Annotated in this window: 23 protein-coding genes; 14 read left to right on the plus strand and 9 right to left on the minus strand. The window is 72.3% G+C overall.

Annotated elements, in window-relative coordinates; translation table 11 throughout:
• The first annotated feature begins 50 nt into the window (after nucleotides 1–50).
• Together AQJ84_RS04830 and AQJ84_RS04835 are read left to right on the plus strand one after the other, a co-directional pair.
• Nucleotides 51–806, plus strand: coding sequence for a sugar transferase (locus AQJ84_RS04830; RefSeq protein ID WP_063753191.1), 756 nt, complete (start codon nucleotides 51–53; stop codon nucleotides 804–806).
• Nucleotides 806–1,780, plus strand: coding sequence for an NAD-dependent epimerase/dehydratase family protein (locus AQJ84_RS04835; protein WP_051870219.1), 975 nt, complete (start codon nucleotides 806–808; stop codon nucleotides 1,778–1,780). Before AQJ84_RS04830 ends, AQJ84_RS04835 begins: the two co-directional genes overlap by 1 nt.
• 63 nt (nucleotides 1,781–1,843) lie before the next feature.
• Here the strand turns inward: AQJ84_RS04835 and AQJ84_RS40575 are convergent, their stop codons facing one another.
• Entirely contained in the window at nucleotides 1,844–2,821 is a 978-nt protein-coding gene (locus AQJ84_RS40575) for a class I SAM-dependent methyltransferase (protein ID WP_037804335.1), read from the minus strand.
• A 151-nt stretch (nucleotides 2,822–2,972) separates the two neighbouring features.
• Here AQJ84_RS40575 and AQJ84_RS04845 point away from each other — a divergent pair, with 151 nt between their 5' ends.
• The 5 genes from AQJ84_RS04845 (at nucleotide 2,973) to AQJ84_RS04865 (ending at nucleotide 9,581) form a co-directional block, all read left to right on the plus strand.
• Complete coding sequence (locus tag AQJ84_RS04845) at nucleotides 2,973–4,226, plus strand: glycosyltransferase (RefSeq protein ID WP_051870220.1); 1,254 nt, start codon at nucleotides 2,973–2,975, stop codon at nucleotides 4,224–4,226.
• 62 nt (nucleotides 4,227–4,288) lie between these two features.
• On the plus strand, nucleotides 4,289–5,620 hold the full coding sequence (locus AQJ84_RS04850; protein WP_030044285.1) for a UDP-glucose dehydrogenase family protein: 1,332 nt from the start codon (nucleotides 4,289–4,291) through the stop codon (nucleotides 5,618–5,620).
• Between the two features lie 26 nt (nucleotides 5,621–5,646).
• Complete coding sequence (locus AQJ84_RS04855) at nucleotides 5,647–6,621, plus strand: UDP-glucuronic acid decarboxylase family protein (protein ID WP_030044286.1); 975 nt, start codon at nucleotides 5,647–5,649, stop codon at nucleotides 6,619–6,621.
• Nucleotides 6,622–6,745: 124 nt separating this feature from the next.
• Nucleotides 6,746–7,759: a dTDP-glucose 4,6-dehydratase gene (locus AQJ84_RS04860; protein ID WP_030044287.1), complete on the plus strand. Its 1,014-nt coding sequence runs from the start codon at nucleotides 6,746–6,748 to the stop codon at nucleotides 7,757–7,759.
• A 16-nt stretch (nucleotides 7,760–7,775) separates the two neighbouring features.
• Entirely contained in the window at nucleotides 7,776–9,581 is a 1,806-nt protein-coding gene (locus tag AQJ84_RS04865; RefSeq protein ID WP_053191755.1) for a glycoside hydrolase family 15 protein, read from the plus strand.
• Between the two features lie 15 nt (nucleotides 9,582–9,596).
• Here AQJ84_RS04865 and galE read toward each other — a convergent pair whose 3' ends face one another.
• The 4 genes from galE to AQJ84_RS04885 all read right to left on the minus strand — a co-directional run bounded on the left by galE (nucleotide 9,597) and on the right by AQJ84_RS04885 (nucleotide 14,450).
• Nucleotides 9,597–10,634 carry a UDP-glucose 4-epimerase GalE gene (galE, locus tag AQJ84_RS04870; RefSeq protein WP_053191753.1) on the minus strand — a complete coding sequence of 346 codons (1,038 nt, stop codon included), beginning with the start codon at nucleotides 10,632–10,634 and terminating at the stop codon, nucleotides 9,597–9,599.
• 123 nt (nucleotides 10,635–10,757) lie between these two features.
• Nucleotides 10,758–11,543 carry a GntR family transcriptional regulator gene (locus AQJ84_RS04875; RefSeq protein ID WP_030044292.1) on the minus strand — a complete coding sequence of 262 codons (786 nt, stop codon included), beginning with the start codon at nucleotides 11,541–11,543 and terminating at the stop codon, nucleotides 10,758–10,760.
• Nucleotides 11,544–11,575: 32 nt separating this feature from the next.
• The gene (gene iolD / locus AQJ84_RS04880) at nucleotides 11,576–13,453 is read right to left on the minus strand and encodes a 3D-(3,5/4)-trihydroxycyclohexane-1,2-dione acylhydrolase (decyclizing) (RefSeq protein WP_030044293.1); all 1,878 of its coding nucleotides are present in this window, start codon (nucleotides 13,451–13,453) and stop codon (nucleotides 11,576–11,578) included.
• A 58-nt stretch (nucleotides 13,454–13,511) separates the two neighbouring features.
• Nucleotides 13,512–14,450, minus strand: a complete 939-nt coding sequence (locus AQJ84_RS04885; protein ID WP_030044294.1) for a PfkB family carbohydrate kinase — start codon at nucleotides 14,448–14,450, stop codon at nucleotides 13,512–13,514.
• A 287-nt stretch (nucleotides 14,451–14,737) separates the two neighbouring features.
• Between AQJ84_RS04885 and AQJ84_RS04890 the strand changes: the two genes are divergently transcribed.
• From AQJ84_RS04890 to AQJ84_RS04920, 7 genes are all read left to right on the plus strand, one after another.
• On the plus strand, nucleotides 14,738–15,757 hold the full coding sequence (locus AQJ84_RS04890; protein ID WP_030044295.1) for a sugar ABC transporter substrate-binding protein: 1,020 nt from the start codon (nucleotides 14,738–14,740) through the stop codon (nucleotides 15,755–15,757).
• On the plus strand, nucleotides 15,757–16,833 hold the full coding sequence (locus tag AQJ84_RS04895; protein WP_053191750.1) for an ABC transporter permease: 1,077 nt from the start codon (nucleotides 15,757–15,759) through the stop codon (nucleotides 16,831–16,833). The genes AQJ84_RS04890 and AQJ84_RS04895 overlap by 1 nt, the downstream gene beginning before the upstream one ends.
• Before the next feature lie 5 nt (nucleotides 16,834–16,838).
• Nucleotides 16,839–17,747 carry an ATP-binding cassette domain-containing protein gene (locus AQJ84_RS04900; RefSeq protein ID WP_053191748.1) on the plus strand — a complete coding sequence of 303 codons (909 nt, stop codon included), beginning with the start codon at nucleotides 16,839–16,841 and terminating at the stop codon, nucleotides 17,745–17,747.
• A gap of 1 nt (nucleotide 17,748) precedes the next feature.
• The gene (locus AQJ84_RS04905) at nucleotides 17,749–18,651 is read left to right on the plus strand and encodes a sugar phosphate isomerase/epimerase family protein (protein WP_053191746.1); all 903 of its coding nucleotides are present in this window, start codon (nucleotides 17,749–17,751) and stop codon (nucleotides 18,649–18,651) included.
• Nucleotides 18,652–18,662: 11 nt separating this feature from the next.
• Nucleotides 18,663–19,691, plus strand: a complete 1,029-nt coding sequence (locus AQJ84_RS04910) for a Gfo/Idh/MocA family protein (RefSeq protein ID WP_053191743.1) — start codon at nucleotides 18,663–18,665, stop codon at nucleotides 19,689–19,691.
• Between the two features lie 116 nt (nucleotides 19,692–19,807).
• Nucleotides 19,808–20,491 carry a hypothetical protein gene (locus AQJ84_RS43700; RefSeq protein ID WP_051870221.1) on the plus strand — a complete coding sequence of 228 codons (684 nt, stop codon included), beginning with the start codon at nucleotides 19,808–19,810 and terminating at the stop codon, nucleotides 20,489–20,491.
• Nucleotides 20,492–20,790: 299 nt separating this feature from the next.
• Nucleotides 20,791–21,651 carry a hypothetical protein gene (locus AQJ84_RS04920; protein ID WP_053191757.1) on the plus strand — a complete coding sequence of 287 codons (861 nt, stop codon included), beginning with the start codon at nucleotides 20,791–20,793 and terminating at the stop codon, nucleotides 21,649–21,651.
• Nucleotides 21,652–21,678: 27 nt separating this feature from the next.
• Here the strand turns inward: AQJ84_RS04920 and AQJ84_RS04925 are convergent, their stop codons facing one another.
• From AQJ84_RS04925 to AQJ84_RS04940, 4 genes are all read right to left on the minus strand, one after another.
• The gene (locus tag AQJ84_RS04925; protein ID WP_030040847.1) at nucleotides 21,679–22,701 is read right to left on the minus strand and encodes a Gfo/Idh/MocA family protein; all 1,023 of its coding nucleotides are present in this window, start codon (nucleotides 22,699–22,701) and stop codon (nucleotides 21,679–21,681) included.
• A complete protein-coding gene (locus AQJ84_RS04930; protein WP_030040848.1) occupies nucleotides 22,698–23,702 on the minus strand; it encodes a Gfo/Idh/MocA family protein in 1,005 nt (334 codons plus the stop codon). Before AQJ84_RS04930 ends, AQJ84_RS04925 begins: the two co-directional genes overlap by 4 nt.
• Nucleotides 23,703–23,788: 86 nt before the next feature.
• Nucleotides 23,789–24,565, minus strand: coding sequence for an SDR family oxidoreductase (locus AQJ84_RS04935; RefSeq protein WP_030040849.1), 777 nt, complete (start codon nucleotides 24,563–24,565; stop codon nucleotides 23,789–23,791).
• Between the two features lie 15 nt (nucleotides 24,566–24,580).
• Complete coding sequence (locus tag AQJ84_RS04940; protein ID WP_030040850.1) at nucleotides 24,581–25,747, minus strand: phytanoyl-CoA dioxygenase family protein; 1,167 nt, start codon at nucleotides 25,745–25,747, stop codon at nucleotides 24,581–24,583.
• Nucleotides 25,748–25,771 lie beyond the last annotated feature (24 nt).

Genomic DNA, 25,771 nt, shown 5'->3' on the forward strand with positions numbered 1-25,771 from the left:
ATGTAAATATACACCCTCTGGGCAGGTTCGCCCGGATCGAGGAGGGCCGTATGGAAACCATCGACAGCCTTTCCCGGCAGGCGCCGTCCCCGCCCCTCACGGCCGCGGCGCGGCTCACGCCGGGGCGCCGGGCCCTGGACGTCGCCGTGGCCCTCACCCTCCTTCTCCTGCTCGCCCCCCTGCTGGTCCTGCTCGCCGTGCTGGTGAGGGTCACGAGCGGCCCGCCGGCGCTGTTCCGGCAGCGACGCGTCGGGGCGGGCGGCGGTGAGTTCACCCTCTACAAGTTCCGCAGCATGCGGGAGGGCGGAGCCGGTCCCGGTGTCACGGGCCGCGCCGACCCGCGGGTCACCCGCACAGGCCGAGTGCTGCGCCGGCTCAGCCTCGACGAGCTCCCGCAGCTCTGGAACGTCCTGCGCGGCGACATGACCTTGGTCGGCCCCCGCCCCGAGGTCCCCGGGCTGGCCCGCCGCTATCCGCCGGAGTACCGGTGGGTGTTCCGGCACCGCCCCGGCCTCACCGGTCCCTGCCAGCTGCGCTCGCGTTCCTACGCCGCCCAGCTCGACGGACACCCGGATCCCGAGGCGTACTACCTGGCCGTGCAGGTGCCCCGACGCACCGCGCTGGACGCGGAGTTCCTGAGCCGGCCGACCCTGTGGAACGTACTGCGCTACACCGCCAGGACCGTCCTGTACGTCCTGTCCGCCCCGTGGGACCGGAGTCAGGGATCCAGGGGGCCGGGATCCAGGGGCCCGGGGTCCCGGGGCCCGAGCGACCCGGTGCAGCGGCGTCGAGGAGGCGGATCCTGATGCGGGCCGTGGTGACCGGCGCGGCCGGGTTCATCGGATCGCACCTGTGCGAGCACCTGGTGGCCTGCGGCGACGAGGTCGTCGGCGTCGACGCGATGACGGACTTCTACGACCCCGCGCGCAAGCGGCACAACCTCGCCGCGCTGCGCGGACGCGACGGGTTCACCCTCCGCACGGGGAACCTGCTCGGCCTCCCCCTGCGGCAGCTGTTCGCGGGGGCCGACGCCGTCTACCACCTCGCCGGTCAGCCCGGCGTGCGCGGTTCCTGGGGGCCTGAGTTCGCCGTCTACCTCGAACGCAACGTCCTGGTCACCCAGCGGGTGCTGGAAGCGGCCCGGGACACCGGACTGGGCCGGCTGGTCTTCGCGTCCAGTTCGTCCGTGTACGGCGACGCGGAGGCGTATCCGACCCCGGAGACGGTGCGGCCGCGGCCGGTGTCGCCGTACGGCGTCACCAAGCTCGCCGCCGAGCAGCTGTGCGAGACCTACCGCACCGTCTTCGGCGTGCCGACCGCCTCGCTGCGCCTGTTCAGCGTCTACGGGCCACGCCAGCGACCCGACATGGCGTTCGCCCGGCTGGTGACGGCGGCCTGCACCCGCCGCCCCTTCCCGCTGTACGGCGACGGCGGGCAGAGCCGTGACTTCACCTACGTCGGGGACGTGGTCGCGGCGATGCGCGCGGCCGCCCTCTCGCCCTGGGCCGGAGTGGCCAACCTGGGCGGAGGCAGCGAGGTGACGATGCGTCAAGTCATCGAGCTACTCGGTCGTCTGGCCGCTCCCGTGCGCGTCGTACCGGGGCCCGCCCGCCCCGGGGACGCCCGCCGCACGGCCGCGGACATCGCTCTGGCCCGGGACGTCTTCGCCTACCGTCCCGCCACGGACATCCGTACCGGTCTCGCCGCGATGCTGCGCGCCGAGGCGGCCGCGCTCGCCGACGGCCTGCCGGGCGGACAGCCACTGGCCGGACGGTCGTGAAGCCCAAGGTGCCCAGGTGTGGGTGCGGCCGGATCAAGGCGGATCAGGTCGGACCAGGTTGGATCAGGTCGGATCGGAGTGCCGCTGCGCTCCCCGGTAGTAGTCGACGATCTCGTCCTCGGTCATCTGCCGGTCCCGTCTGCGTCCCAGGAAGTAGAGGGCCGACGCGTCGTCCTGGGCGAAGTCCGCGGGGACGAGACGGTCCAGGCCCCGTAGCCAGAAGAGTGCCGCCCGCGCCGCGCGGCCCGGGAGGGCGTGCCGGGTCAGTCCCCTGACCAGGTGGTCCACGCTCCACAGGAGCTGGGTGCCGGGGCCGGTGACCGGCCCGGCCGCGAGCTCCTCGAAGCGCCGGAAGAGATAGCGGTGGCCGCTGGCGGTGTAGCGGGTGAAGTCGTGGGCGCCGGCGTGGACCTGTTGCAGGAACGGAGTCTCCGCGTAGACGAGCCCGTCGTCGCGGAGGACCCGGTGGATCTCGGCGACCACCGCGACGGGATCGAGCACGTGCTCCAGCACCGCCTGCACCAGCACCCCGTCGACGCTGCCCGTGCGCAGCGGAACCTGGTGGGCGTCGGCGACGAACTGCGTCACCGGTCCGGCCGCGATGTCGAACCCGATCACCCGTACCCGCGCGTCCCGGTAGGCGGCACCCACCCCGTTGCCGACCGTCGCCCCGCCCACGACCAGCAGCTTCGGTGCCGGACCCGGCAGGGCGCGCAGCAGCAGGTCGATGTTGCGGGCGGCGACCCGGTTGGGCGGCTTGATGACGCGGCGCAGCGGGGCCGGCAGCGCGTCGGCGCCCCCGCGCGCGTTCGCGTGCCGTGCGAGCGAGGCCACGGTGTCCCGGCCGACCACGCTGTGCCCGAAGTCGACCAGCACCGGCCACCGCCCGGCCAGGGGAAAGGCCGGGGGAGCCGGCGTGGGGGAGTGGCAGGCGCAGTCGGCGGAGGTGCAGTGGAGGCCGTCCGGGCGCTCGGCCAGATCCGACCGGCAGCGCGGACACACCAACAGCGGCCTGATCTCGTCCAGTTCGGCCAGGGCCATGGGTGCTCCTCGGGGGGCGCGTGACTCGCTCGGCCCGTCTCTCGACGGGTGTCCGACATGCTCCATCCTCTGCCGGATTGACCCCGATCGCCCGATGGGAGAAGATGTACGTATACGCCGTAAATATACGGTTCTACACCGGTGGTGATGGATGATGCGGAACGGGACGCTGGTCCCCGGCGCGGGACGGTCCGGCGGCACACTCGCCGACTGGCCCGCGACGCCTCCGCAGGTGGCGTCGGCGGCGGAGCTGCCGCCTCCGCCGACGCTGCCCCGGATCAAGGTGCTGCACGTCATCACCCGCCTCCAGGCCGGAGCCGGAGGCAACACACTGCTGTCGGCCCAGGGCATGGACCCCGGCCGGTACGAGGTCTGGATCGCCGGAGTGCCCGGCGGCGACCTCTGGGAGCGGGCCAGGGCCGCCGGAGTGCGCACCGCGGAGATCCCCGGCTTCCGGCACACCCTGACCCCCGCCGACCTTCTGGTGCTGTGGCGTCTGGTGCGGCTCGTCCGGCGTGAGCGGTTCACCGTCGTGCACACCCACTCCGCCAAGGGCGGCTTCCTCGGGCGGATCGCCGCCCGGCTGTGCCACACACCGGTGGTGGTGCACACCATCCACGGCCTCAGCTTCCACCCGTACCAGTCCCGCCCCAGGCGCACGCTCTACCGCTGTCTGGAGCGCGCCACCCGGCGCTTCACCCACCGCTTCCTCGCCGTCGCGCCCCGCGTCGCCGAGCAGGCCGTCGCGGAGCGCCTCGCCCCGCCGGGCCGCGTCCACGTGGTGCCGTCGGCGGTCGACCTGGCGCACATACCCGAACGGTTCGACCCCCTCGCCCGCCGCGTGCTGGGCGTGCCGCGCGACACCGCCCTCGTCGGCACCGTCGGCCGCCTCGACGCCCAGAAGGCGCCCCTGGACTTCGTCCGCATGGCGGCCGCGCTCCAAGCCGGACGCCCCGACACGGCGTTCGTGATGATCGGCGACGGACCGCTGCGGGACGACGTACGGCGGCTCGCCGCGGAGCTGGACGTGCAGGTGGTCCTCACCGGCGACCGGGCCGACGCCGACTGGCTGGTGGCCGGACTCGACGCGTTCGTCATCACCTCGCTGTACGAAGGGCTCGGCCGGGCCCTCACCGAGGCGCTCGCCGCCGCCCGCCCGGTCGTCGCCACCGCCGTGAACGGCGTTCCGGACCTGGTGGAGCACGGCGCCACCGGGCTGCTCGTCGCACCGGCCGACCCGGACGGCGCCGCCCGGGCGGTCACCTGGTTGCTCGACCACCCGCGGGAGGCCGCCGAGATGGGCCGGCAAGGCCGACGGCGGGTCCGCGCCACGTTCGCTCCGCAGACCATGTGCGCGGCCGTGGACGCCTGCTACCGCGACCTGCTCGGTCTGCCCCCGCCCTGACCCGCACCCGGCACCTGAGCCGGATTTTCGTCGCCCCCACCCACGCCCCCCGGGAGATCGACATGCGCCTCACCGTCATCGGCACCGGATACGTAGGAGCCGTCCACGCCGCCTGCATGGCGGACATCGGGCACGAGGTCCTCGGCGTGGACGTCGACGCGGAACGGACCGCCGCGCTCGCCGCCGGACGGCCCCCGTTCTTCGAGCCGGCCCTGGGCGGGACCCTCCAGCGCGTGGTGGACTCCGGACGGCTCCGTTTCACCACCTCGACCGCAGAGGCCTGCCGGTTCGCCGACACGCACTTCGTGTGCGTCGGCACCCCGCAACTGCCCGGTTCCGGTGCCGCCGACCTGCGCCACGTCGAGGCCGTCGTGGACGGCCTCGCCGCCCATCTCGCCGACGCCGGGGACCAGCCGGACCAGCCGGTCCTGGTGGTCGGCAAGTCCACCGTGCCCGTCGGAACGGCGGACATGCTGGCCCGGCGGCTGGGCCGCGCCGCCGACGTGGCGTGGAACCCGGAGTTCCTGCGCGAGGGGTGCGCGGTCCAGGACACGCTGCGGCCCGAACGCATCGTGGCGGGCGTCAGGACCCCGACCGCCGAGGCACGGCTGCGAGAGATCTACGCGCCCCTGACGGCGGCCGGCGCCCCCTTCATCGTGACCGACCCCGCCACCGCGGAACTGGTCAAACTCGCCTCGAACTCCTTCCTCGCCACGAAGGTCTCCTTCATCAACGCCATGGCGGAGATCTGCGACGCCACCGGTGCCGACGTCCTGACCCTGGCCGAGGCGATGGGTGCGGACTCCCGGATCGGCCCGCGCTTCCTCGCGCCCGGCCTCGGCTTCGGCGGCAGTTGTCTGCCCAAGGACATCCGGGCCTTCACGGCCCGCGCCGAGGAACTGGGACTGGGGGAGTCGGTGGCCTTCCTCCGTCAGGTCGACGAGATCAACACCCGGCAGCGGCGACGCACCGTCGAACTCGCCGAGCGGCTGGTCGGCGGATCCTTCGCCGACCGCGGTGTCGCGGTCCTCGGGGCCGCCTTCAAGCCCCGCAGCGACGACGTCCGGGACTCGCCGGCGCTGGCCGTCGCGGAGGCGGTACGGCGCCGGGGCGCCGAAGTCCGCGTCCACGACCCGGAAGCGGTGGACAACGCCCGGGCCGCGTACCCCGCCCTGCAGTTCGCGCTGGACGTGAACAAGACCTGCGAACAGGCCGACATCGTGCTCCACCTCACCGAGTGGCCCCAGTACCGAGACCTCGATCCGGCCGCCCTGGCCACGGTCGTGCGCACCCCGGTCATCGTCGACGCCCGCCACAGCCTCGATCCCCAGGCCTGGCGCGCCGCGGGCTGGACACTGCGCGCACCCGGCCGGCCGAGGCTGGGCGGGAACTGACAGCGAGCGAAAGGCGGGAGGACGCCATGCGTGTCGTAGTGGCCGGCGGAAGCGGCTTTCTCGGCTCACACCTGTGCGAGGCCCTGCTGGAGCGGGGTGACAGCGTCTGCTGCCTGGACAACTTCTCCTCGGGCCGCGCCGCCAACATCGCACACCTGCTGTCCACACCCGGCTTCCAGTGCACCACCTGCGACGTCACCGGGCGTTTCCGGGTCTCCGGCCGGGTCGACGCCGTCGTCCACCTCGCGAGCCCCGCCTCGCCGTACGACTACCACAACCATCCCCTGGAGACGCTGGCCGCCGGCAGCCGGGGCACGGAGAACCTGCTGAACCTGGCCGTGCGCCACCAGGCCCGGTTCGTCCTCGCGTCCACCAGCGAGGTCTACGGCGACCCCCAGGTGCACCCGCAGGACGAGGACTACTGGGGACACGTCAACCCCATCGGACCGCGCAGCGTCTACGACGAGGCCAAGCGCTTCGCCGAAGCCCTCACCATGGCCCACCGCCGCTCCCGGGGCGCCGACACCGGCATCGTGCGGATCTTCAACACCTACGGTCCCCGCATGCGGGCGCACGACGGCCGGGTGGTCTCCACCTTCGTCAGGCAGGCCCTCCGCGGCAGGCCCCTGACCGTGTACGGCGACGGCGGCCAGACCCGCAGCTTCTGCTACGTCGACGACCTGGTCCGCGGCCTGACCGCCATGATCGACTCGTCGCACCCGGGCCCCTTCAACCTCGGAAACCCCGGTGAACGGACCGTGCGGGAACTCGCCGAGCTCATCCTGCTGCTCACCGGATCCCGTGCCGGCCTGCGCTTCCTGCCCCTGCCCGTGGACGACCCGGTCCGCCGGCGGCCGGTCGTCGACCGGGCCCGCGAACACCTCGGCTGGCAACCGCGAGTGCCGCTGGACGAAGGGCTGCGCCGCACCCTCGCCTGGTCCGCGGCACCGACCGAGACCCTCACACCACCGGACCGATCCACCGTGGGGCGGCCGTCATGAGAGCTCTCGTCCTGTGCGGTGCGGCGGGCACCCGGCTTCGCCCCGTCACCCACACCCCGGCGCCGCGCACCCGAGCGGTGTACCGGCCGGTGCCCGGCGACCACAGCACAGTGCGGCTCTTGTCGTGAGCGCCACCCGCATCCTGGTGACCGGCGGGGCGGGGTTCGTCGGCTCGCACCACGTCCGCATGCTGCTCGGCCCGAGCGGCCCGCCGGACGTCGCGGTGACGGTCCTCGACAACCTCACCCACTGCGGCGGCACCACCAACCTGGACGACGTGCGGGGCGAGGAGCGCTTCACCTTCGTGCACGGCGACATCCGCGACGCGGACCTCGTCGACGGACTGCTCGCCGAGCACGACCAGGTCGTGCACTTCGCCGCCGAGTCCCCGGCCGGCCGGCCCCCGGCGGGCGCCGCCGCCTGCGTACAGACGAACGTACTGGGCACCCAGACCCTGCTGGACGCCGCCCTGCGGCATCGGGCCCGGCGGTTCGTGCACATCTCCTCCGACGAGGTCTACGGCTCGATCCGGCACGGCTCCTGGCCGGAGACCGACCCGCTGCGGCCCAACTCGCCCCGCGCCGCCTCCAAGGCCGCCGCGGACCTGATCGCACTGGCCTACCACCGCGCCCACGGCCTGGACGTCCGCGTCACCCGGTGCGCGAACACCTACGGACCCCACCAGCACCCCGCCAAGGTCGTCCCGTTGTTCATCACCCGGCTGTCGGAGGGCAGACCGGTGTCACTGCACGGCGACGGGCACCACGTCCGCGACTGGATCCACGTCGACGACCATGTGCGGGGTGTCGAACTCGTCCGCGCCCTCGGCCGCCCCGGCGAGGTCTACAACATCGGCGCCGGCAACGAACTGTCGGACCGGGAACTGACCGCCCTGCTGCTCGCTGCCTGCGGCGGCGACTGGGCCTTGGTGCGGTTCGTCAAGGACCGCACGGGCCACGACGGGCGCTGTTCCGTCGACTTCACGAAGATCCGTACCGAGCTCGGCTTCACACCGTCCAAGGGCATGTCCCCGGGACTGGCCGAGACCGTCGACTGGTACCGCACACACCGCTCCTGGTGGGAGCCGCTGCTCCGCCGGGCCGCACAGGAAGAGGGGAGGAAGAGGGTCCCCCTCTGAGGGGTCCTCTCCGGTCATGAGCGCGCCCATCGAGGACTACGCCCTCCTCAGCGACCTGGAGACCGCCGCCATGGTCGGCCGGGACGGCTCGGTCGACTGGCTGTGCCTGCCCCGCTTCGACTCCCCGGCGTGCCTCGCCGCCCTGCTGGGCACCGAGGACCACGGGTTCTGGCAGGTCGCCCCCGTCACCGGCGGCCCCTGCACCCGGCGCGCCTACCGGGCCGACACACTGGTCCTGGACTCGGTGTGGGAGACCCCGGCCGGGGCGGTGCGGGTCACGGACTTCATGCCGCCCAGGGCCGAACTGCCGTGCCTCGTGCGGGTGGTGGAGGGCATCTCGGGTGCCGTGACCGTGCGCAGCGAGCTGCGGCTGCGGTTCCACCAGGGCCGCGTGGTGCCCTGGCTGCGTGACGCCGGCCGTCGAACCGTCGCGGTCGCCGGACCGGACGCCGTGTGGCTCGGCGCCGACGGCCCGGTCCGGGCCGTGGCCGACCGCGCGGACGCCACCGCCTGGGAGGTCACCGTCCAGGCCGGACGCCGGGTGGCCCTCACCCTGGCATGGGCGCCGTCGCACCGGGCCGAAGCGCCCGCCCCGCTGGCCCTCCCGGCCGAGACGGTCCTGAAGGAGACCGCGGACTTCTGGCACCACTGGAGCGCCCAGTGCCGCTACCAGGGCCCGTGGCGGGAGGCCGTGGTGCGTTCCCTGATCACCCTCAAGGCACTCACCTACGCCCCCACCGGCGGCATGGTCGCCGCCCCGACCACCTCCCTGCCCGGCTGCGTCGGCGGCGAACGCAACTGGGACCACCGCTACTGCTGGCTGCGCGACTCCACGGCCACGCTGTCCTGTCTGCTGCGCAGCGGATACCGGGCGGAGGCCACGGCATGGCTGGACTGGCTCGTCCGTGCCATCGCCGGCGACCCCGCCGACCTGCAGACCGTGTACGGCGTCAAGGGGCAGCGGCTGCTGCCGGAGACCGAGGCGCCCTGGCTGCCCGGCTACGCGGAATCGCGGCCGGTGCGGTTCGGCAATTCGGCGATGAGCCACTTCCAGCTCGACGTGTACGGCGAGGTCCTGGACACGCTGTGGCTGTCGTTGCGGGCCGGCATCCCCATGCCCGCCCACGTGTGGGACCTGGTCCAGGAGCTGATGGGCTTCCTGTACCGGCACTGGCGCGAACCCGACCAGGGACTGTGGCAGGTGCGCGGCCCGCGGCGGCAGTTCGTGCACTCCAAGGTGATGGCCTGGGTGGCCGCCGACCGCGCGCTGCGCATGGGCGAACTGCTCGGCCGCAACGGCTCCTCGGGCGAGTGGCGGGCCATGCGTCAGGAGGTGCACCGCGAGGTCTGCCGGGAGGGCTGGGACCCGGACCGGCAGTCCTTCGTGCAGTCCTACGGCTCCGGCGCGCTGGACGCCTCGGCACTGCTGATGCCCCGGCTAGGGTTCCTGCCCGCCCGGGACGAGCGGGTGCGCGCCACCGTCCGCGCCGTGCGCGGGCTCGGCCACGGCGGATTCGTACGGCGGTACGCGCAGGGCGGCGCCGGGCCGCACGCGGTGGACGGAATGCCGGGCGGCGAGGGCGCGTTCGTCGCCTGCTCGCTCTGGTACGCCGACGCTCTCGCCCGCACCGGCCGGCCGCGGCAGGCCCGTGAGGCCTTCGAGCGCGTCCTCGCCGTACGGAACGACGTCGGGCTGCTGTCCGAGCAGTGGGACCCGGACGCCGAACGCCAACTGGGCAACGCCCCGCAGGCGTTCAGTCACATCGCGCTGGTCGAGACGGCCTTCGCGCTCTCCATGCCCCGTCCCCCGAACCGCCGTTGACCGGTGCCGCCGCAGCTACGCGTAGCCGTGCGGGTTGAGCCGCTGGAAGCGCCACGCGTCCCGGCACATGTCGGCGAGGTTCTGGGTGGGGCGCCAGCCCCAGGCGCGCTCCACGGCCGAGACGTCCGCGACGAGTTCGGCGACGTCGCCCGGGCGCCGGGGCGCGACCACGTACGGCACCGGCCTCCCGCACGCCTCGGAGAACGCGGCGACCACCTCGAGGACCGAACGGCCCCTGCCGAGGCCGAGGTTGTACACGTGCATGCCGGGTCCGTCGACGAGGTGGTCGAGCGCTACGCGGTGCGCGTGGACGGTGTCCATGACGTGGACGTAGTCGCGGACCGCGGTCCCGTCGGCGGTGGGGTAGTCGTCGCCGAAGACCCGCAGCCGCTCCCGCCGGCCGACGGCGACCTGGGCCACGTACGGCATGAGGTTGTCGGGCTCGCCGAGCGGGTCCTCGCCGAGCAGCCCGCTGGGGTGGGCGCCGGCCGGGTTGAAGTACCGCAGACACATCACCGTGTACTCGGGCAGCCGCCGGCAGACGTCGGCGAGGATCTGCTCGCAGAGCCACTTGGAGGCCGCGTAGGGGTTGGTGGGGCGGGGCGGGGTGGCCTCGTCCAGCCGGCCGTCGTCCGCGTCGCCGTAGACCGAGCAGGTGGAGGAGAACACCAGCCGGGACACCCCGTGTTCGTGCATGGTGTGCAGGAGGGCCGTGGTGCCGCCGACGTTGGTGTCGTAGTACTCGGCGGGCGTCCGGGTCGAGCGGCTGACCGACTTGTGCGCGGCGAAGTGCACGACGGCGTCGACGCTGTGGCGATGGAAGACGGCCGACAGGGCACGGCGGTCACGGATGTCCAGTTCGTAGACGGCGCCGACGAAACGCCCGGCGATCCGTTCCACCCGGGCCAGGACCTGGGGGGTGCTGTTGGAGTAGTCGTCGACCACGATCACCTCGTAGCCGTGGTCGAGGAGTTCCACGCAGGCGTGACTGCCGATGAAACCCGCCCCGCCGGTGACGAGGACGGTCGACGGTACCGGCTCGCTGCGTGCCATGCCCGGACGCTCCCGCCCGTGAAAAACGTCGTACGCTTACGACGTATATGTACGATTTTCCCCCGCGTTGTACGCGAGAGTCAAGACGGACCGGTGGCAGGCCTGTGGACGAAAGCCCTCGGCTCAGGGTCTGACCAGCAGCTGGAAGTCGAACGCGTACCGGGAGGCGCGGTAGATGTGCGTGCCGTACTCGACCGGCCGGCCCGTGTCGTCGTAGGCCGTGCGCTGCATGGTCAGCAGCGCGGCGCCCTCCTGCTCGTCGAGGAGGGCGGCCTCGTCGGCGGTCGCGCAGCGGGCGCCGACGGTCTGGCGGGCGCTGTGCAGGGTGATGCCGGCGGTGCGCATCATCCGGTACAGGCCGGTCGCCTCCAGCCTCGGGGTGTCGAGGTCGAGCAGACCGGCGGGCAGGTAGTTGCACAGGAAGGCCACGGGCTGGCCGTGCGTGGAGCGCAGCCGCTCCAGGATCGTCACCTGGCTGCCCTCCGCGACGCCGAGGGCGGCGGCGACGTCGGCGGACGCCTGGACGCCCTCGTTGCGCACCACCCGGGTGGCCGGCCCCTGCCCGGCCGCCTCCAGGTCGTCGTAGAGACTGCTCAGTTCGAGGGGGCGCTTGACCTGGCTGTGGACCACCTGGGTGCCGACCCCCCGCCGCCGCACCAGGAGGCCCTTGTCGACCAGGGACTGGATGGCCTGGCGGACCGTGGGCCGGGACAGGCCGAGGCGTACGGACAGGTCGATCTCGTTGCCGAGCAGATTGCCCGGGGCCAGCACGCCGTGCTCGATGGCCGCCTCCAGCTGCTGGGCGAGCTGGTAGTACAGCGGCACCGGGCTGCCCCGGTCCAGGGCGAAGTCCAGGGAGCCGAGCGCGGGGGCGGTCGCGGCACGTGAGTAGCCGCCGGTCTTCGCCATGGAGGTACCTCCCTCGGGGGTCGGGAGCGGGGTCAGAGGTGGTGGCGGCGGGCGGCGACCTGACGGTCGTACTCCTCCCGCGCCCGCAGGGCCGCCTCGCGGGAGGCGACCTCGGCCACCGGCACGTCCCACCAGGCCTCGGCAGGGGGAGCGGTCGGCGTCGGGTCGGTCTCGACGTACACGCAGGTCGGCCGGTCGGAGGCGCGGGCCGTGGCCAGGGCCTCGCGCAGCTCCCGCACGGTCTTGGCGCGCAGGACGTCCATGCCGAGGCTGGCCGCGTTGGCGGCGAGGTCGACGGGGAGCGGGGCGCCGGTGAAGGTGCCGTCGACGGCCCGGAAGCGGTAGGGGGTGCCGAAGCGCTCGCCGCCGACCGCCTCGGACAGACCGCCGATGGAGGCGTAGCCGTGGTTCTGGACCAGGACCAGGTTGACGGGCAGGCCCTCCTGCACGGCCGTGACGATCTCCGTCGGCATCATCAGGTAGGTGCCGTCGCCGACCAGCGCCCACACCGGAGTGTCCGGCGTGGCGTGCTGGACGCCGATCGCGGCGGGGATCTCGTAGCCCATGCAGGAGTAGCCGTACTCCAGGTGGTACTGGCGCCGGCCGCGGGCCCGCCACAGCTTGTGCAGGTCGCCCGGAAGCGACCCGGCCGCGTTGATCACCACGTCGTCCTCGCCCACGACCGAGTCCAGCGCGCCGAGCAGCTGCGTCTGGGTCGGCACGGCGTTCTCGTCGTCGGCGCGGTAGGCCGCCGACACGACCCGCTCCCAGCGGTCCTTGCCGGCGCGGTACTCGCTCTCGTACGCGGGGTCCACGCGGTGGCCTTCGAGGGCCGCGGTCAGCGCCTGAAGGCCCGTCCGGGCGTCGCAGACCACCGTCCGCGCCGCCAGCTTGTGGGCGTCGAACGCGGTGATGTTGAGGTTGACGAACCGCACGTCCGGGTTCTGGAAGAGGGTGGCGGACGCGGTCGTGAAGTCGCTGTAGCGCGTGCCGACCCCGATCACCAGGTCGGCGGTGCGGGCGATGTCGTCGCAGACCGCCGTGCCGGTGTGGCCGATGCCGCCGAGGTCGGCGGGGTGGTCGTACCGCAGGGAGCCCTTGCCGGCCTGTGTGGAGGCGACCGGGATGCCGGTGGCCTCCGCCAGCGCCCTGAGTGCCTCCTCGGCCTCACTGTGGTGCACTCCGCCGCCCGCGATCACCAAGGGGCGGGAGGCGGCCCTGACGGCGCGCACGGCCTCGGCCAGCTCGACCGGGTCGGGCGCGGGACGCCGTACGTGCCACACGCGCTCGGTGAGGAACTCGGCCGGCCAGTCGTACGCCTCCGCCTGGACGTCCTGCGGCAGGGCGAGGGTGACCGCGCCGGTCTCGGCGGGGTCGGACAGCACCCTCATCGCCTGGAGGGCCGAGGGGATCAGGGCCTCGGGGCGGGTGACACGGTCGAAGTACCTCGACACCGGGCGCAGGGTGTCGTTGACGGAGACGTCGGCCTCGGTGGGGTGCTCCAGCTGCTGGAGCAGCGGGTCGGCGGAGCGGGTGGCGAAGTAGTCGCCGGGCAGCAGCAGGACCGGCAGCCGGTTGATCGTGGCGAGGGCCGCGCCGGTGACGAGGTTGGTGGCGCCCGGGCCGATGGACGTGGTGACCGCCTGCGCGGACAGCCGGTCCAGCTGGCGGGCGTGGCCGACGGCCGCGTGCACCATGGCCTGCTCGTTGCGGCCCTGGTGGAAGGGCATGGCGTCCTCGCCCGCCTCCACCAGCGCCTGGCCGATGCCCGCCACGTTGCCGTGGCCGAAGATGCCCCAGGTTCCGGCGATCAGCCGGTGGCGTACACCGTCCCGCTCGGTGTACTGCACGGACAGGAACCGCACCAGCGCCTGGGCGACGGTCAGACGGACGCTCGTGGGGTGGCTCATCGGGGACCTCGCTGGGAAAGGGCGGTGGGGGACAGGGGAGTGCGGGAGGCGACCGGCTTCAGGGCAGGCTTCGTTCCGGGGCCGGTGCCTTACCGTCGCCCGCCAGGAGGCCCTCCACCTCGGCCCCGGTCGGCATCGCGGAGGAACAGGCGGGACGGGAGGCCACGAGGGCCCCGGCGGCGTTCGCGTACCGCAGGACGGGCTCCAGCTCCCAGCCCAGGAGCAACCCGTGGCACAGCGCGCCGCCGAACGCGTCGCCGGTGCCGAGGCCGTTGACCACGCGGACCGGGATGGGCGGGACCTCGGCCGCCGTGCCGTCGCGGTGCACGGCGAGCACGCCCTTCGGGCCCAGTTTCACCACGGCCAGCTCCACACCCGCCGCGAGCAACGCCTCCGCGCACGCCCGGGGGTCGCGCACTCCCGTGGCGATCTCGCACTCGTCGAGGTTGCCGACGGCGACGGTCGCGTGCCGGAGGGCCTCGGCGTAGTAGGGGCGGGCCTCGTCCGGGTGCCCGGAGGTCGTGCTGTGCCAGAGCGCGGGCCGCCAGTCGAGGTCGAAGACCGTCGTGCTCGTCCTGCCGCGTGCCTTGAGGGCGGCGAGCGTCGCCGACCGGCTCGGTTCCCCGCTGAGCGCCGTGCCGGTGATCCAGAAGATCCGGGCCGCGCGGATGGCGAAGTAGTCCAACTCGTCGGTGTGGGCGGACGGATCGGGGGCGCCGGACAGGCCGTCGGCCGAGGTCACCCAGCGGTCGTCGACCCCGAACTCCCGCAGCTGGCGGTGGAGATAGACTCCGAACGGATCGGCGCCGGTGCGGGTGATCACGGCGCTGGCATGCCCCAGCCGGGCCGTCGCGATCGCCACGTTCGCGGCCGAACCACCGAGAAAGTTCCCGAAGGTCTCCACACGACCTTCGGGCATACCGGACTGGTTGGGGTGGAGATCCACTCCGATTCGGCCCATAGTGATCAGGTCGAAGAAAGTGGCTGATCCGGCCATGGAAAACCTCCTCGGACTGCGCGGGGGGTGACAGGCCCCGAAGGACCTGTAGCCCTCAGGTGTAGGCCGGGAAGGCCAACGCTGTCAATGGTTTGTACTTACATTCGGACCTGCTTGTGAAATGATGTCTTAACAAAGTATTGACAGCGGCCGCGCCAGGGGAGTTGGATCCCGTCCCAGCGCACCAGCCGCTTTTCGGCGGCGCACGACCCGGATCCTCCGAGGTCCCGGGCCCCTGAACATTCCGTAGATGCCTTACCCCCGTAGCACAGTGAGGTGCAGGAAAGATGGACCGCTCTTCTCGCTTCCGCTCCCGCAGAATCACCCCCGTGGTCGCCGTCGCCGCGGCAGCGGCCCTGACCCTCGCAGGCTGCTCGAGCAGCTCCGGCGGCAAGAAGTCCGAGGAGAGCGAGGCCGGTGCCTCCGCGGGCAAGGCCAGCACTCCCCGGATGACCGTCGCGCTGGTCACCCACCAGTCGCCCGGCGACACCTTCTGGGACATCGTCCGCAAGGGTGCCGAGGCCGCGGCCGCCAAGGACAACATCAAGCTGATCTACTCCGCCGACCCGAACGCGGGCAACCAGGCCAACCTGGTGCAGAACGCGATCGACCAGAAGGTCGACGGCATCGCCATCACCCTCGCCAAGCCCGACGCCCTCAAGGACGTCGTGAGCAAGGCGAAGGCCGCGAACATACCCGTGGTCGGCCTCAACTCCGGTGTCAGCGAGTGGCAGAAGCTCGGCCTGATGGAGTTCTTCGGCCAGGACGAGACCGTGGCGGGCGAGGCGCTCGGCAAGCGGCTGAACCAGGCCGGCGCCAAGAGCGCCGTCTGTGTCATCCAGGAGCAGGGCAACATCGGCCTCACCCAGCGCTGCGACGGCGTGGAGAAGACCTTCTCCGGCAAGCTGCAGACGCTGAACGTCAACGGCACCGACATGCCGTCCGTGAAGTCGACGATCACCGCCAAGCTCAGCCAGGACAAGTCCATCGACCACGTCGTCACCCTCGGCGCCCCCTTCGCACTGACCGCGGTGCAGTCGGTGGCCGACTCCGGCAGCAAGGCGAAGGTCGCCACCTTCGACCTCAACAAGGAACTGACCGGAGCCATCGACCAGGGCACGATCGAGTTCGCCGTCGACCAGCAGCCCTACCTCCAGGGTTACCTGGCGATCGACTCGCTGTGGCTCTACAAGAACAACGGCAACTACATGGGCGGTGGCGAGCAGCCGGTGCTGACCGGTCCCGCCTTCGTCGACAAGTCCAACGTCGAGTCGGTGGCCGCGTTCGCGGCCAAGGGCACCAGGTGATGAGCATGACCCAGCACGCCGAGCCGGCGGTGACCACACCGCCGGCCCCCGGCCGCAAGGAGACCGACGGCCGGACCAGTGAACGCCCCCTGGTGCTGCGTCTGTTGGCCCGCCCCGAGGTGGGTGTCTTCCTCGGCGCCGTCGCGGTGTGGGTGTTCTTCCTCGTCGCCGCACCGCCGGTGCGTGAGGGCGGTGCGATGGCCAACATCCTGTACCAGTCCTCCACCATCGGGATCATGGCGCTGCCGGTGGCTCTGCTCATGATCGGCGGCGAGTTCGACCTGTCGGCCGGTGTCGCGGTGGTCACCTCGGCGCTCACCGCGAGCATGCTCAGCTACCAGCTGACCGCGAACGTCTGGGTCGGCGTGGTGGTGGCGCTCCTGGTCTCCCTCGGGATCGGCTTTTTCAACGGGTGGATGGTGGTCAGGACCGGGCTGCCCAGCTTCCTGATCACGCTGGGCACGTTCCTGATCCTGCAGGGCGTGAACCTGGCCGTCACCAAGCTGGTCACCACCAATGTGGCCACCGACGACATCAGCGACATGGACGGCTTCGGCCAGGCGAAGAAGATCTTCGCCTCGTCGTTCGAGGTCGGCAACGTCCAGGTGAAGATCACGATCGTGTACTGGCTGGTGTTCGCGGCGCTGGCCACCTGGGTGCTGCTGCGCACCAAGTACGGCAACTGGATCTTCGCGGTCGGCGGAAACAAGGAGTCCGCGCGAGCGGTCGGCGTGCCGGTGACGTTCACGAAGATCTCGCTGTTCATGCTGGTCGGCTTCGGCGCCTGGTTCGTCGGCATGCACCAGCTGTTCACCTTCAACACCGTGCAGTCCGGAGAGGGCGTCGGCCAGGAGCTGATCTACATCTCCGCGGCCGTGATCGGCGGCTGTCTGCTGACCGGCGGCGCCGGCAGCGCGATCGGCCCGGTCTTCGGCGCGTTCATGTTCGGCATGGTGCAGCAGGGCATCGTCTACGCAGGCTGGAACCCCGACTGGTTCAAGGCCTTCCTCGGCGTGATGCTCCTCGGCGCCGTCCTGATCAATCTGTGGGTCCAGCGCACGGCCACCCGGAGGTGACCCGAATGACCAACGAAGCCGGAACACACGGCGCCATCCTCCAGGACACCGCGCCCGAGAACGGGGACCACCCCCTCGTCGAACTCCGCAACGCGGGCAAGTCCTACGGCAACATCCGTGCCCTGCACGGCGTCGGTCTCCAGGTCCACCCCGGCCGGGTGACCTGCGTGCTCGGCGACAACGGCGCCGGCAAGTCCACCCTCATCAAGATCGTGTCCGGGCTGCACCAGCACACCGAGGGCGAGTTCCTCGTCGACGGCGAACCGGTGCGCTTCTCCACCCCGCGCGAGGCGCTCGACAAGGGCATCGCCACGGTCTACCAGGACCTCGCCGTCGTGCCGCTGATGCCGGTGTGGCGCAACTTCTTCCTCGGCTCCGAGATGACCAAGGGCCCCTGGCCGGTCCGCCGTCTCGACATCGAGAGGATGAAGAAGACCGCCGACCAGGAACTGCGCAACATGGGCATCGTCCTCGACGACCTCGAACAGCCCATCGGCACCCTCTCCGGCGGCCAGCGCCAGTGCGTGGCCATCGCCCGCGCCGTCTACTTCGGCGCCCGCGTCCTCATCCTCGACGAGCCCACCGCCGCCCTCGGCGTCAAGCAGTCCGGTGTGGTCCTGAAGTACATCGCCGCCGCCCGCGACCGCGGCCTCGGCGTCATCTTCATCACCCACAACCCGCACCACGCCTACATGGTCGGCGACCACTTCAGCGTCCTGCGCCTGGGCACCATGGAGCTCTCCGCCTCCCGCGACCAGGTCAGCCTCGAGGAACTCACCAACCACATGGCCGGCGGCGCCGAACTCGCCTCCCTCAAGCACGAACTGGCCCAGGTCCGCGGCGTCGACGTCGACCGGCTCCCCGAGGCCGAGGAGCTCACCGTCCCCGCCGCCACCGGCGAAGGGAAGTCCTGAGGTGGCCGCCTCGCTCGACCGGATCCGGGTCGGCTCGGCCCCCGACTCCTGGGGCGTCTGGTTCCCCGACGACCCGGTGCAGGTGCCCTGGGAACGGTTTCTGGACGAGGTCAGCGAGGCGGGCTACTCCTGGATCGAGCTGGGTCCGTACGGCTATCTGCCCACCGATCCCGCCCGGTTGACGGACGAGGTGAGCAGGCGCGACCTCAAGGTCTCGGCGGGCACGGTCTTCACCGGCCTGCACCGCGGGCCCTCCGTCTGGGACGCCACCTGGCGGCACGTCAGCCAGGTCGCCGCGCTCACCCAGGCCATGGGCGCACGGCACCTCGTCGTCATCCCGTCCTTCTGGCGTGACGACAAGACCGCCGAGATCCTGGAGCCGCCGGAGCTGACCGGCGAGCAGTGGGGCCACCTCACCAAGGGCATGGAGCGGCTGGGACGCGAGGTCAAGGAGAGGTACGGCCTCGACATCGTCGTCCACCCGCACGCCGACACCCACATCGACACCGAGCACCACGTCGAGCGCTTCCTCGACTCGACCGACTCCGACCTGGTCCGGCTCTGCCTGGACACCGGCCACTACGCCTACTGCGGCGGCGACAGCGTCAAGCTGATCGAGACGTACGGCGAACGCATCGGCTATCTGCACCTCAAGCAGGTCGACCCGGTGATCCTCGCCGACGTCGTCAAGAACGAGGTGCCGTTCGGACCCGCCGTGCAGCGTGGCGTGATGTGCGAACCCCCCTCCGGGGTACCGGAGTTGGAGCCCGTCCTGGTGGCCGCGCAGAAACTCGGCGTCGAGCTGTTCGCGATCGTCGAGCAGGACATGTACCCGTGCGAGCCGGACAAGCCGCTGCCGATCGCCGTCCGCACCCGCAAGTTCCTGAGGTCCTGCGGCGCCTGAAAGGGACGACCATGAGCCCCCGAGGCACAAGTGAAGAACTCCGTGTCGCGGTCATCGGCACCGGCCGCATGGGCGCGGACCACGTCCGGCGTATCCAGGAGGTCACCAGCGGAGCGCGGGTGAGCGCGGTCGTGGACCTCGACGCGGAGCGCGCCAAGACGATCGCGTCCCGCGTCGACGGCTGCACCGCCCACACCGACCCGGCCGCCGCGATGGCGGCGGCCGACGTCGACGCCGTCCTGGTCGCCTCGCCGGGCCCCGCCCACGAGGCCACCCTGCTCACCGCCTTCGAGCACGGACTGCCGGTGCTGTGCGAGAAGCCGCTCACCCCCGATGCGGCCTCCGCGCTGCGTGTGCTGGAGGCCGAGTGCGAGCTGGGCCGCCGACTGGTCCAGGTAGGCTTCATGCGGCGCTACGACGCCGAGTACGTCAGACTCAAGTCCTTGTTGGAAACGGGCCAGTTGGGGCGGCCTCTACTGCTGCACAACCGGCACCGGAACGTGGCCAGCCCGCCCGGCTTCACCAGCGACATGCTCATCAGCGACTCGGTGGCGCACGAGACGGACGTGACCCGCTGGCTGCTCGGCCACGAGATCGCGGCCGTCACGGTGCTGCGCCCCACCCCCTCCGCGAGCGCGCCGGACGCCCTGCAGGACCCGCAGTTCGTGGTCTTCGAGACGGACGGCGGAGCGGTGTCCGACGTCGAGATCTTCGTCAACTGCGGCTTCGGCTACCAGGTCCAGGCCGAGGTGGTCTGCGAGCGTGGCACCGCCCGCATCGGTGACGGCCATGCCATGGTCACCCACATGGCCGGCCGCTGGGGCGGCACCATCGACCAGGACTACACCGTGCGCTTCGCCGACGCCTACGACCGCGAGATCCAGGCCTGGGTCGACGCCACCCGGCGCGGCGAGGTGACCGGCCCGAGCGTCTGGGACGGCTATGCCGCGGCGGCGGTCTGCGAGGCGGGGGTGCGGGCGCTGACGGACGGCGGCCGGGTGGAGATCGACCTCGTGGAGAAGCCGCCGTTGTACCGATGACCGCGGCTGGTGTGCCCCAGATTCCCGAACCCTTTCGTTCGATCCACGCGGGGCTCTACGCTCGTGAGGCGGGTTCCGAAGGCCGGAACCCGCCGTTCGCAGCACCGGGGGAAGCCGTGGAGGTAGCGACGCTGGTCCTGCTGGGAGCGGCGGGTGGCGCACTGCGCGGGCTTCTGGACGTCTACACCCGCTTCCTCGACTGGCAGACGGACCGGCGCGCCCACCGGCGATTACCCCTCGGGCAACAAAGCGAACCACCCCGATTCCGCAGCTACTTCGACCCCATAGGCGACCCCGTCGCCGCCGTGGTGCACAGCGCCATGGGCGCCGGAGCCGCGGTGCTGCTCGGCACCACGGGCCAGATCAGCGGCGCCTATGCCGCTCTCGTGGTGGGCATCTCGGCGCCGGTGATCCTGACCCAGCTGGGCCGCGTCCAGTCGGTGAACGACGCTCTGACCGGCGGCCAGGTGTCGGCGCAGCAGGGTGCCGAGCAGCAGCAGACGCCGGTTCCGACGACCGCGGTCGCACCACTCACCGCGACGCCGACGGCCGTGCACACCCTGGACACCCCTGCGCCGGCCGCGCTGTCCGAACCGCGCCCGGTCGCCGGGGCCGTGTCCGCGGACGGTGACGGGCCGCCGGCGGACCTACGGCAGGCGACGCGGCCGGACGAGACGCCCCGGCCTCACCCGAACGGTCGGCCTGCCAACCCGGCGGGCGGCCCCGACCGGGGTCGTCGCGGCCGGGAGGTGCCGCCCCAGCCGCAGCAGCCGGTCCTGGGAGAGGAGGGGACGGGGTGACCGAACGACCTTCCGTGCGCCGACGTATCGCCGCCAGCATCCTCGGCGTCGAGCGCTCGGCGCCGAGACCGCCCACGGCCGAGCAGCAGCGCCTGCTTCCCGCGAAGCGGCGCCTTCTGGCGTCACTGCTCGGGATTCGCGTACGCCCCTCCGCGCCTCGCGTGTCCGCGCCGTCGGCCACGGAAGAGCGGCCGAGGCCGGCACCGGCACCGACCGTGCCGGAACGCCCGAACTGTGCCGACTACCCGGAACACACCCCCGAGCCGGTGGCGAGGCCGTCGACGGCCGACCGGCGGGCCGTGTGGCACACGACCTCCAGTGGCGGAAACACCGGCCCCGCCCATCTGCTCGGCGAGGACCGCCCGGAATACGAGCGGATCCTCGACGAGGCGCTGCGCTCCGCCCGCCACCGCCCGGAACTGGCCGCTGTCGGTCAGCGGCTCAACCCCGAACAGCTGCGCACCATGGCGCTCAACGCCACCGCACTCATCACGACGGCCGCGGCGACCGAGTACCAGCACTACGTGAAGGTGCGCGAGGAACTGCACCACCCGGCGCGGTCCGCGTCCGGCAGGGGCGTCGAGGAGCCGGGCTCGACGGGGCTCGCCACCGCCCTGGGTAAGGCCGGGGCCAGCGGCGCGGGTGTGGGGGCGGTCGCCGCGGTGTTGACACCCGTGCTCGCCGGTACCGCGACGGTGCTCTTCCTGCTCGTGGGGTACCTCCTGAAGATGGTCACCCCCGAACCGGCTTTCGCCCAGACCATGCTCACCGCGGGGTGGGTGCTCGGCGGCGTGACGGCGGCCTCGCTCCTGGTCGCCTTCGTCGCCCTGGTAATCACAGCGCTGCGCAACCAGCCGCCCCCGCTCGAAGCCGGGCCGTACGGCGAGCAGAGCACGGAAGTGCGTCTCGCCAGGCAGGCCTGGCGAGACGCACTACTGGAGAGAGGCATCCTGCCGTTCCTGCGGGAGGCGCTGGCCGACCCGGGCGGCGCCGCACGGCACTCCGCGCCGCCGTCACCGGCCTCCCGCATCCCGGACCTCGGCTATGGCCGCCCGGGCTTCACCACCTCGGGCGACGCCGCTCCGGGCCCCCGTCCGAGCTACACGAGCCCGGACTACAGCAGCCCGGACTTCGGCGGCCCGGAACACCGGCCGGAGTGATCCGGGCGGCCCGGCGACCGGCTGGGATCAGCCTCCCACCGCCGTGCGCGGCCGTGCCTCGAACCCCGCCGCCCGATAGCACTCGTCGATCAGCGTCATCGTCGCAACCGCGTCGTCCGCGTCCAGCGGCATCGCGGCCCCGTCCCGCACCCGGTCCGCGAACGCCTCCAGCTGGTACGAGTACGACGAGCGCGTCCCGAGCCGCTCCGTGCGCTCGCCGTCCGCCGTCCGCACCACGACCCGGTCGTCCAGGTGCGGCAGGACGAAGTTCGGGGCGCTCGCCTCACCGCGGGTGCCGACGATCCGGCAGCTCATCTCCAGCTCGTGGTACGCCATGTGGCAGCGGGCGGTCGCGGTGGCCCCGCCCGGGTACTCCAGCTCGGCGTCCAGCCACTCGTCGACGCCAGGCGCCCCCGCGCGCTCCCCGCCCCGCGCGGAGACGAGCCGAGGGGCCCCGCCCGCCCAGGGCGCGAGCATCCGCGCCGCGTGCAGGCTGTAGCAGCCCAGGTCCATCACGGCGCCCCCGGCCAGCGGCAGCGACCAGCGCGGGTCCTCGTCGTCCGGCGCGGGGATGGCGACCATGGTCTCCACCCGCCGCAGCTCGCCGAGTTCACCGCTGCGCAGGATCTCGTGCAGGCGCCGGGTGACCGGGTGGAAGAGGTAGTGGAAGCCCTCCAGGAAGACGGTGCCCGCCTTCGCCACGGCCTCCCGTACCTCGGCCGCCTCCCGCGCGTTGCTCGCCGACGGCTTCTCCGTCAGGACGTGCTTGCCCGCGGCGAGGGCGGCGAGGTTCCACGGCCCGTGCAGGCCGTTAGCCAGCGGGTTGTAGACGACCTCCACCTCGGGGTCGGCGATCAGGTCGGCGTAGGAGTCCGCCACCCGCTCCACGCCGTGCTCCGCCGCGAAGGCCTCGGCGCGGGAGCGGTCGCGGGCGGCCACCGCGACGAGGCGGTGACCACCCGCCCGGGCCGGGTCGACGAGGGAGCGTTCGGTGATGCGAGCGGCGCCCAGTACTCCGATGCGCAGTGGTTCCCGGCCCGGTCGGCTCATGCCTGCCGTACCTCCTCGATGGTCACGGGGCGGTGCTCGCCCAGCGACAGTGTGCACGCCTCGGCGATCCAGCCCGCCTCCAGGGCGTCCTCGATCGTGCAGGGGGAGGGACGGGTGCCCGCCACCACCTCGGTGAACGCGGTGAGTTCGGCACGGTAGGCCTCGGTGAAGCGGTCCATGAAGAAGTCGTGCGGGGTGCCCGCCGGGAAGGTCACGCCGGGCTCGACGGAGCGCAGCGGCAGCTTGTCCTCCAGGCCGACGGCGATGGAGTCCGCGAAGCCGTGGATCTCCATGCGGACGTCGTAACCCCGGGCGTTGTGACGGGAGTTGGAGATGACCGCGATGGTGCCGTCGTCCAGGGTGAGGATCGCGCCCGTGGTGTCGGCGTCGCCCGCCGCCTTGATGTAGTCGGCGCCCCGGTTGCCGCCCACCGCGTACACCTCGGTCACCTCGCGGCCGGTCACCCAGCGGATGATGTCGAAGTCGTGCACCGAGCAGTCCCGGAAGATGCCCCCGGAGGAAGCGACGTACGCGGCGGGCGGCGGCGCCGGGTCCAGCGTCGTCGACCGTACGGTGTGCAGCTTGCCCAGCTCACCGCCCTGCACGGCGGCCCGCGCGGCGACGAACCCGGCGTCGAAGCGCCGGTTGTACCCGATCTGGATCGGCACGGTGCTGTCCTGGACGGACTTGAGGACCTCGATGCCCTCCCGCATGGTGCGGGCGACGGGCTTCTCGCAGAACACCGGCACGCCCGCTGCCACGGCGGCGCGGATCAGCGCGGGGTGGGCGTCGGTCGCCGCGGCGACGACGATGCCGTCCACCCCGGCGGACAGCACGGCCTCGGGGGAGTCCGCGACCTCGGCGCCGAACCGCTCGGCGGCGGCCTTGGCCGCGTCCGCGAACGGGTCGGCGACGACGAGCGACTCGACCACGTCGAGGTGGGAGAGGGTCTCGGCGTGGAAGGCGCCGATGCGGCCGAGGCCGAGGATTCCGATACGCATGGGGGAGTTGCTCCTTGGGTGCGGGTGCGGGTGCGGGTGCGGGTACTGCGAGCGGCCGCGGGGCGGTGACAGGTGGAGGGGGAAGGTCAGTCCAGGCCGCCGAACACGTTCTGGTCCCAGTCGATCACCGAACCGGTGACCACCCCGGACCGCTCGGACAGCAGGAAGACGACGAAGTCGGCGATTTCGTCCGGCTGGCCGAGCTTGCCCATCGGCAGCCGTGCGGCGGCCTGCTCGCGCCAGTCGTCGCCTGCGCCGTGGAAGGTCTTCTGTGTGGTGTCCTCGCCCTCGGTCGCGGTCCAGCCGATGTTCAGGCCGTTGATCCGGACCCGGTCGAAGCGGTGCGCGTGCGCGGCGTTGCGGGTGAGCCCGATCAGCCCCGCCTTCGCGGCGACGTACGGGGCGAGGAACGGCTGCCCGCCGTGCGCCGAGGACGTGATGATGTTGACGACGGTGCCGGGAGCCTTCCGCCCCACCATGTCCGCGACGGCGGCCTGCATGGCGAAGAACGGCGCCTTGAGGTTGATCGCGATGTGCTGGTCGAACAGTTCGGGCGTGGTGTCGAGCAGCGTGCCCCGCGAGGTCAGCCCCGCCGAGTTCACCAGGCAGTCGACCCGGCCGTACGCCGCGACGACCTGAGTGACGGAGGACTTGGCCTGCTCCGCGTCGGCCAGGTCGGCCCGTACGAACATGGCCTTGCCGCCGGCCGCCGCGAGCTCCGCCACCAGGGCCTCACCGGGTTCCGGGCGCCGGCCCGTGACGGCGACCAGCGCCCCCTCACGGACGGCGGCCCGCGCGATGGCGGCGCCCACCCCCTGGCTGCCGCCGTTGACGAGGACGACCTTGTCGTCGAGAAGTCCCATGTGTCTGTTTCTCTTTCAGCTCTCGCGCCGTGCGGCGCAGGCCCGCAGCTCGTCCCGCAGAGCTCGCGGGGTCCACTCTTCCTGCAACGCCCGCCGTACGGCGTCCGCCTGCGAGGGCGGGGCCAGACCGTCGACCGGCGGGTCGCTGTCGAGGTTGGTGGGGAACGGGTAGCCCTCGGCGCTCGCGGCGATCACGCGCTCCAGCCACGCCTGGTCCACGCCCTCGGACCGGCGCCTGCGCAACACGGGGTAGACGGCGTTCGTCACCGCCTCCCGGTCCACCGTCTCCATCGCCCGCCCGAAGGCCGAGGACACCTGGAGCAGGTTGGCCATGCGCCGCGTGTCCAGGGTGCGGTTGGTGCCGGCCGCGTGGAAGACCGCCGGGTTGAAGAACACGGCATCGCCCTTGGCCAGCGGGAGCTGCACGTGGTGTGCCTTGAAGTACGCCTGGAACCGCTCCAGGCGCCAGGCGAGGTAGCCGGGCTCGAAGGTCTGCGAGTACGGCAGGTACATGGTCGGGCCGGACTCCACGGGCATGTCGCCGTGAGCGACCGCGCCCTGGAGGGTGAGTACGGGGGAGAGGCGGTGCACGTGCGCCGGGTAGTCGGCCGCCGTCCGTTCGGAGAGGAAGCCCAGGTGGTAGTCGCGGTGGGCGGTCTGCGCGGCGCCGCCCGCGTTGACCACGTTGACCTGCGAGGTGACCTGGTAGCCGGGGCCGAGCCAGGCGGTCGAGGCCAGCGCCACGATCTCGTTGGCGTAGTAGTCGGCGAACGCCTCCGGGTCGTACAGAGCCGCCTTCTCCAGGGCGTTCCACACCCGGTCGTTGGCGCCCGGCCTGGCGAAGTGGTCACCCGGGTCCGCTCCCGAGGCGCGCTGCTCGGCGATCAGGGCGTCGAAGACCCCGGTGAGCCGGTCGACGACCGACGGCTCGGGGAAGGCGCCCCGGAAGACCACGACGCCGGGGCCGTCGGTGAAGGCACGGACCAGCTCGGCCCGCACCTCACGGTCCGGGCCGGCCGCACGCAGCCGCTCGCTGTCGTACACGAGGACGTTCCTCACGACCGTCGAGGCGTGCGGATAGTCGGCGATGTCCGTCGAGCGCTCGACCAGCGAGCGGAAGACATCGAGATCACAGTCCTGCTCGGTCAGCCAGGCACGGTACTGAGCGGCGGTGACGGACATCCTCGTCCTTCTTTCGGCCACAGG

It is taken from the genome of Streptomyces resistomycificus, from assembly GCF_001514265.1.
GTDB lineage: Bacteria > Actinomycetota > Actinomycetes > Streptomycetales > Streptomycetaceae > Streptomyces > Streptomyces resistomycificus.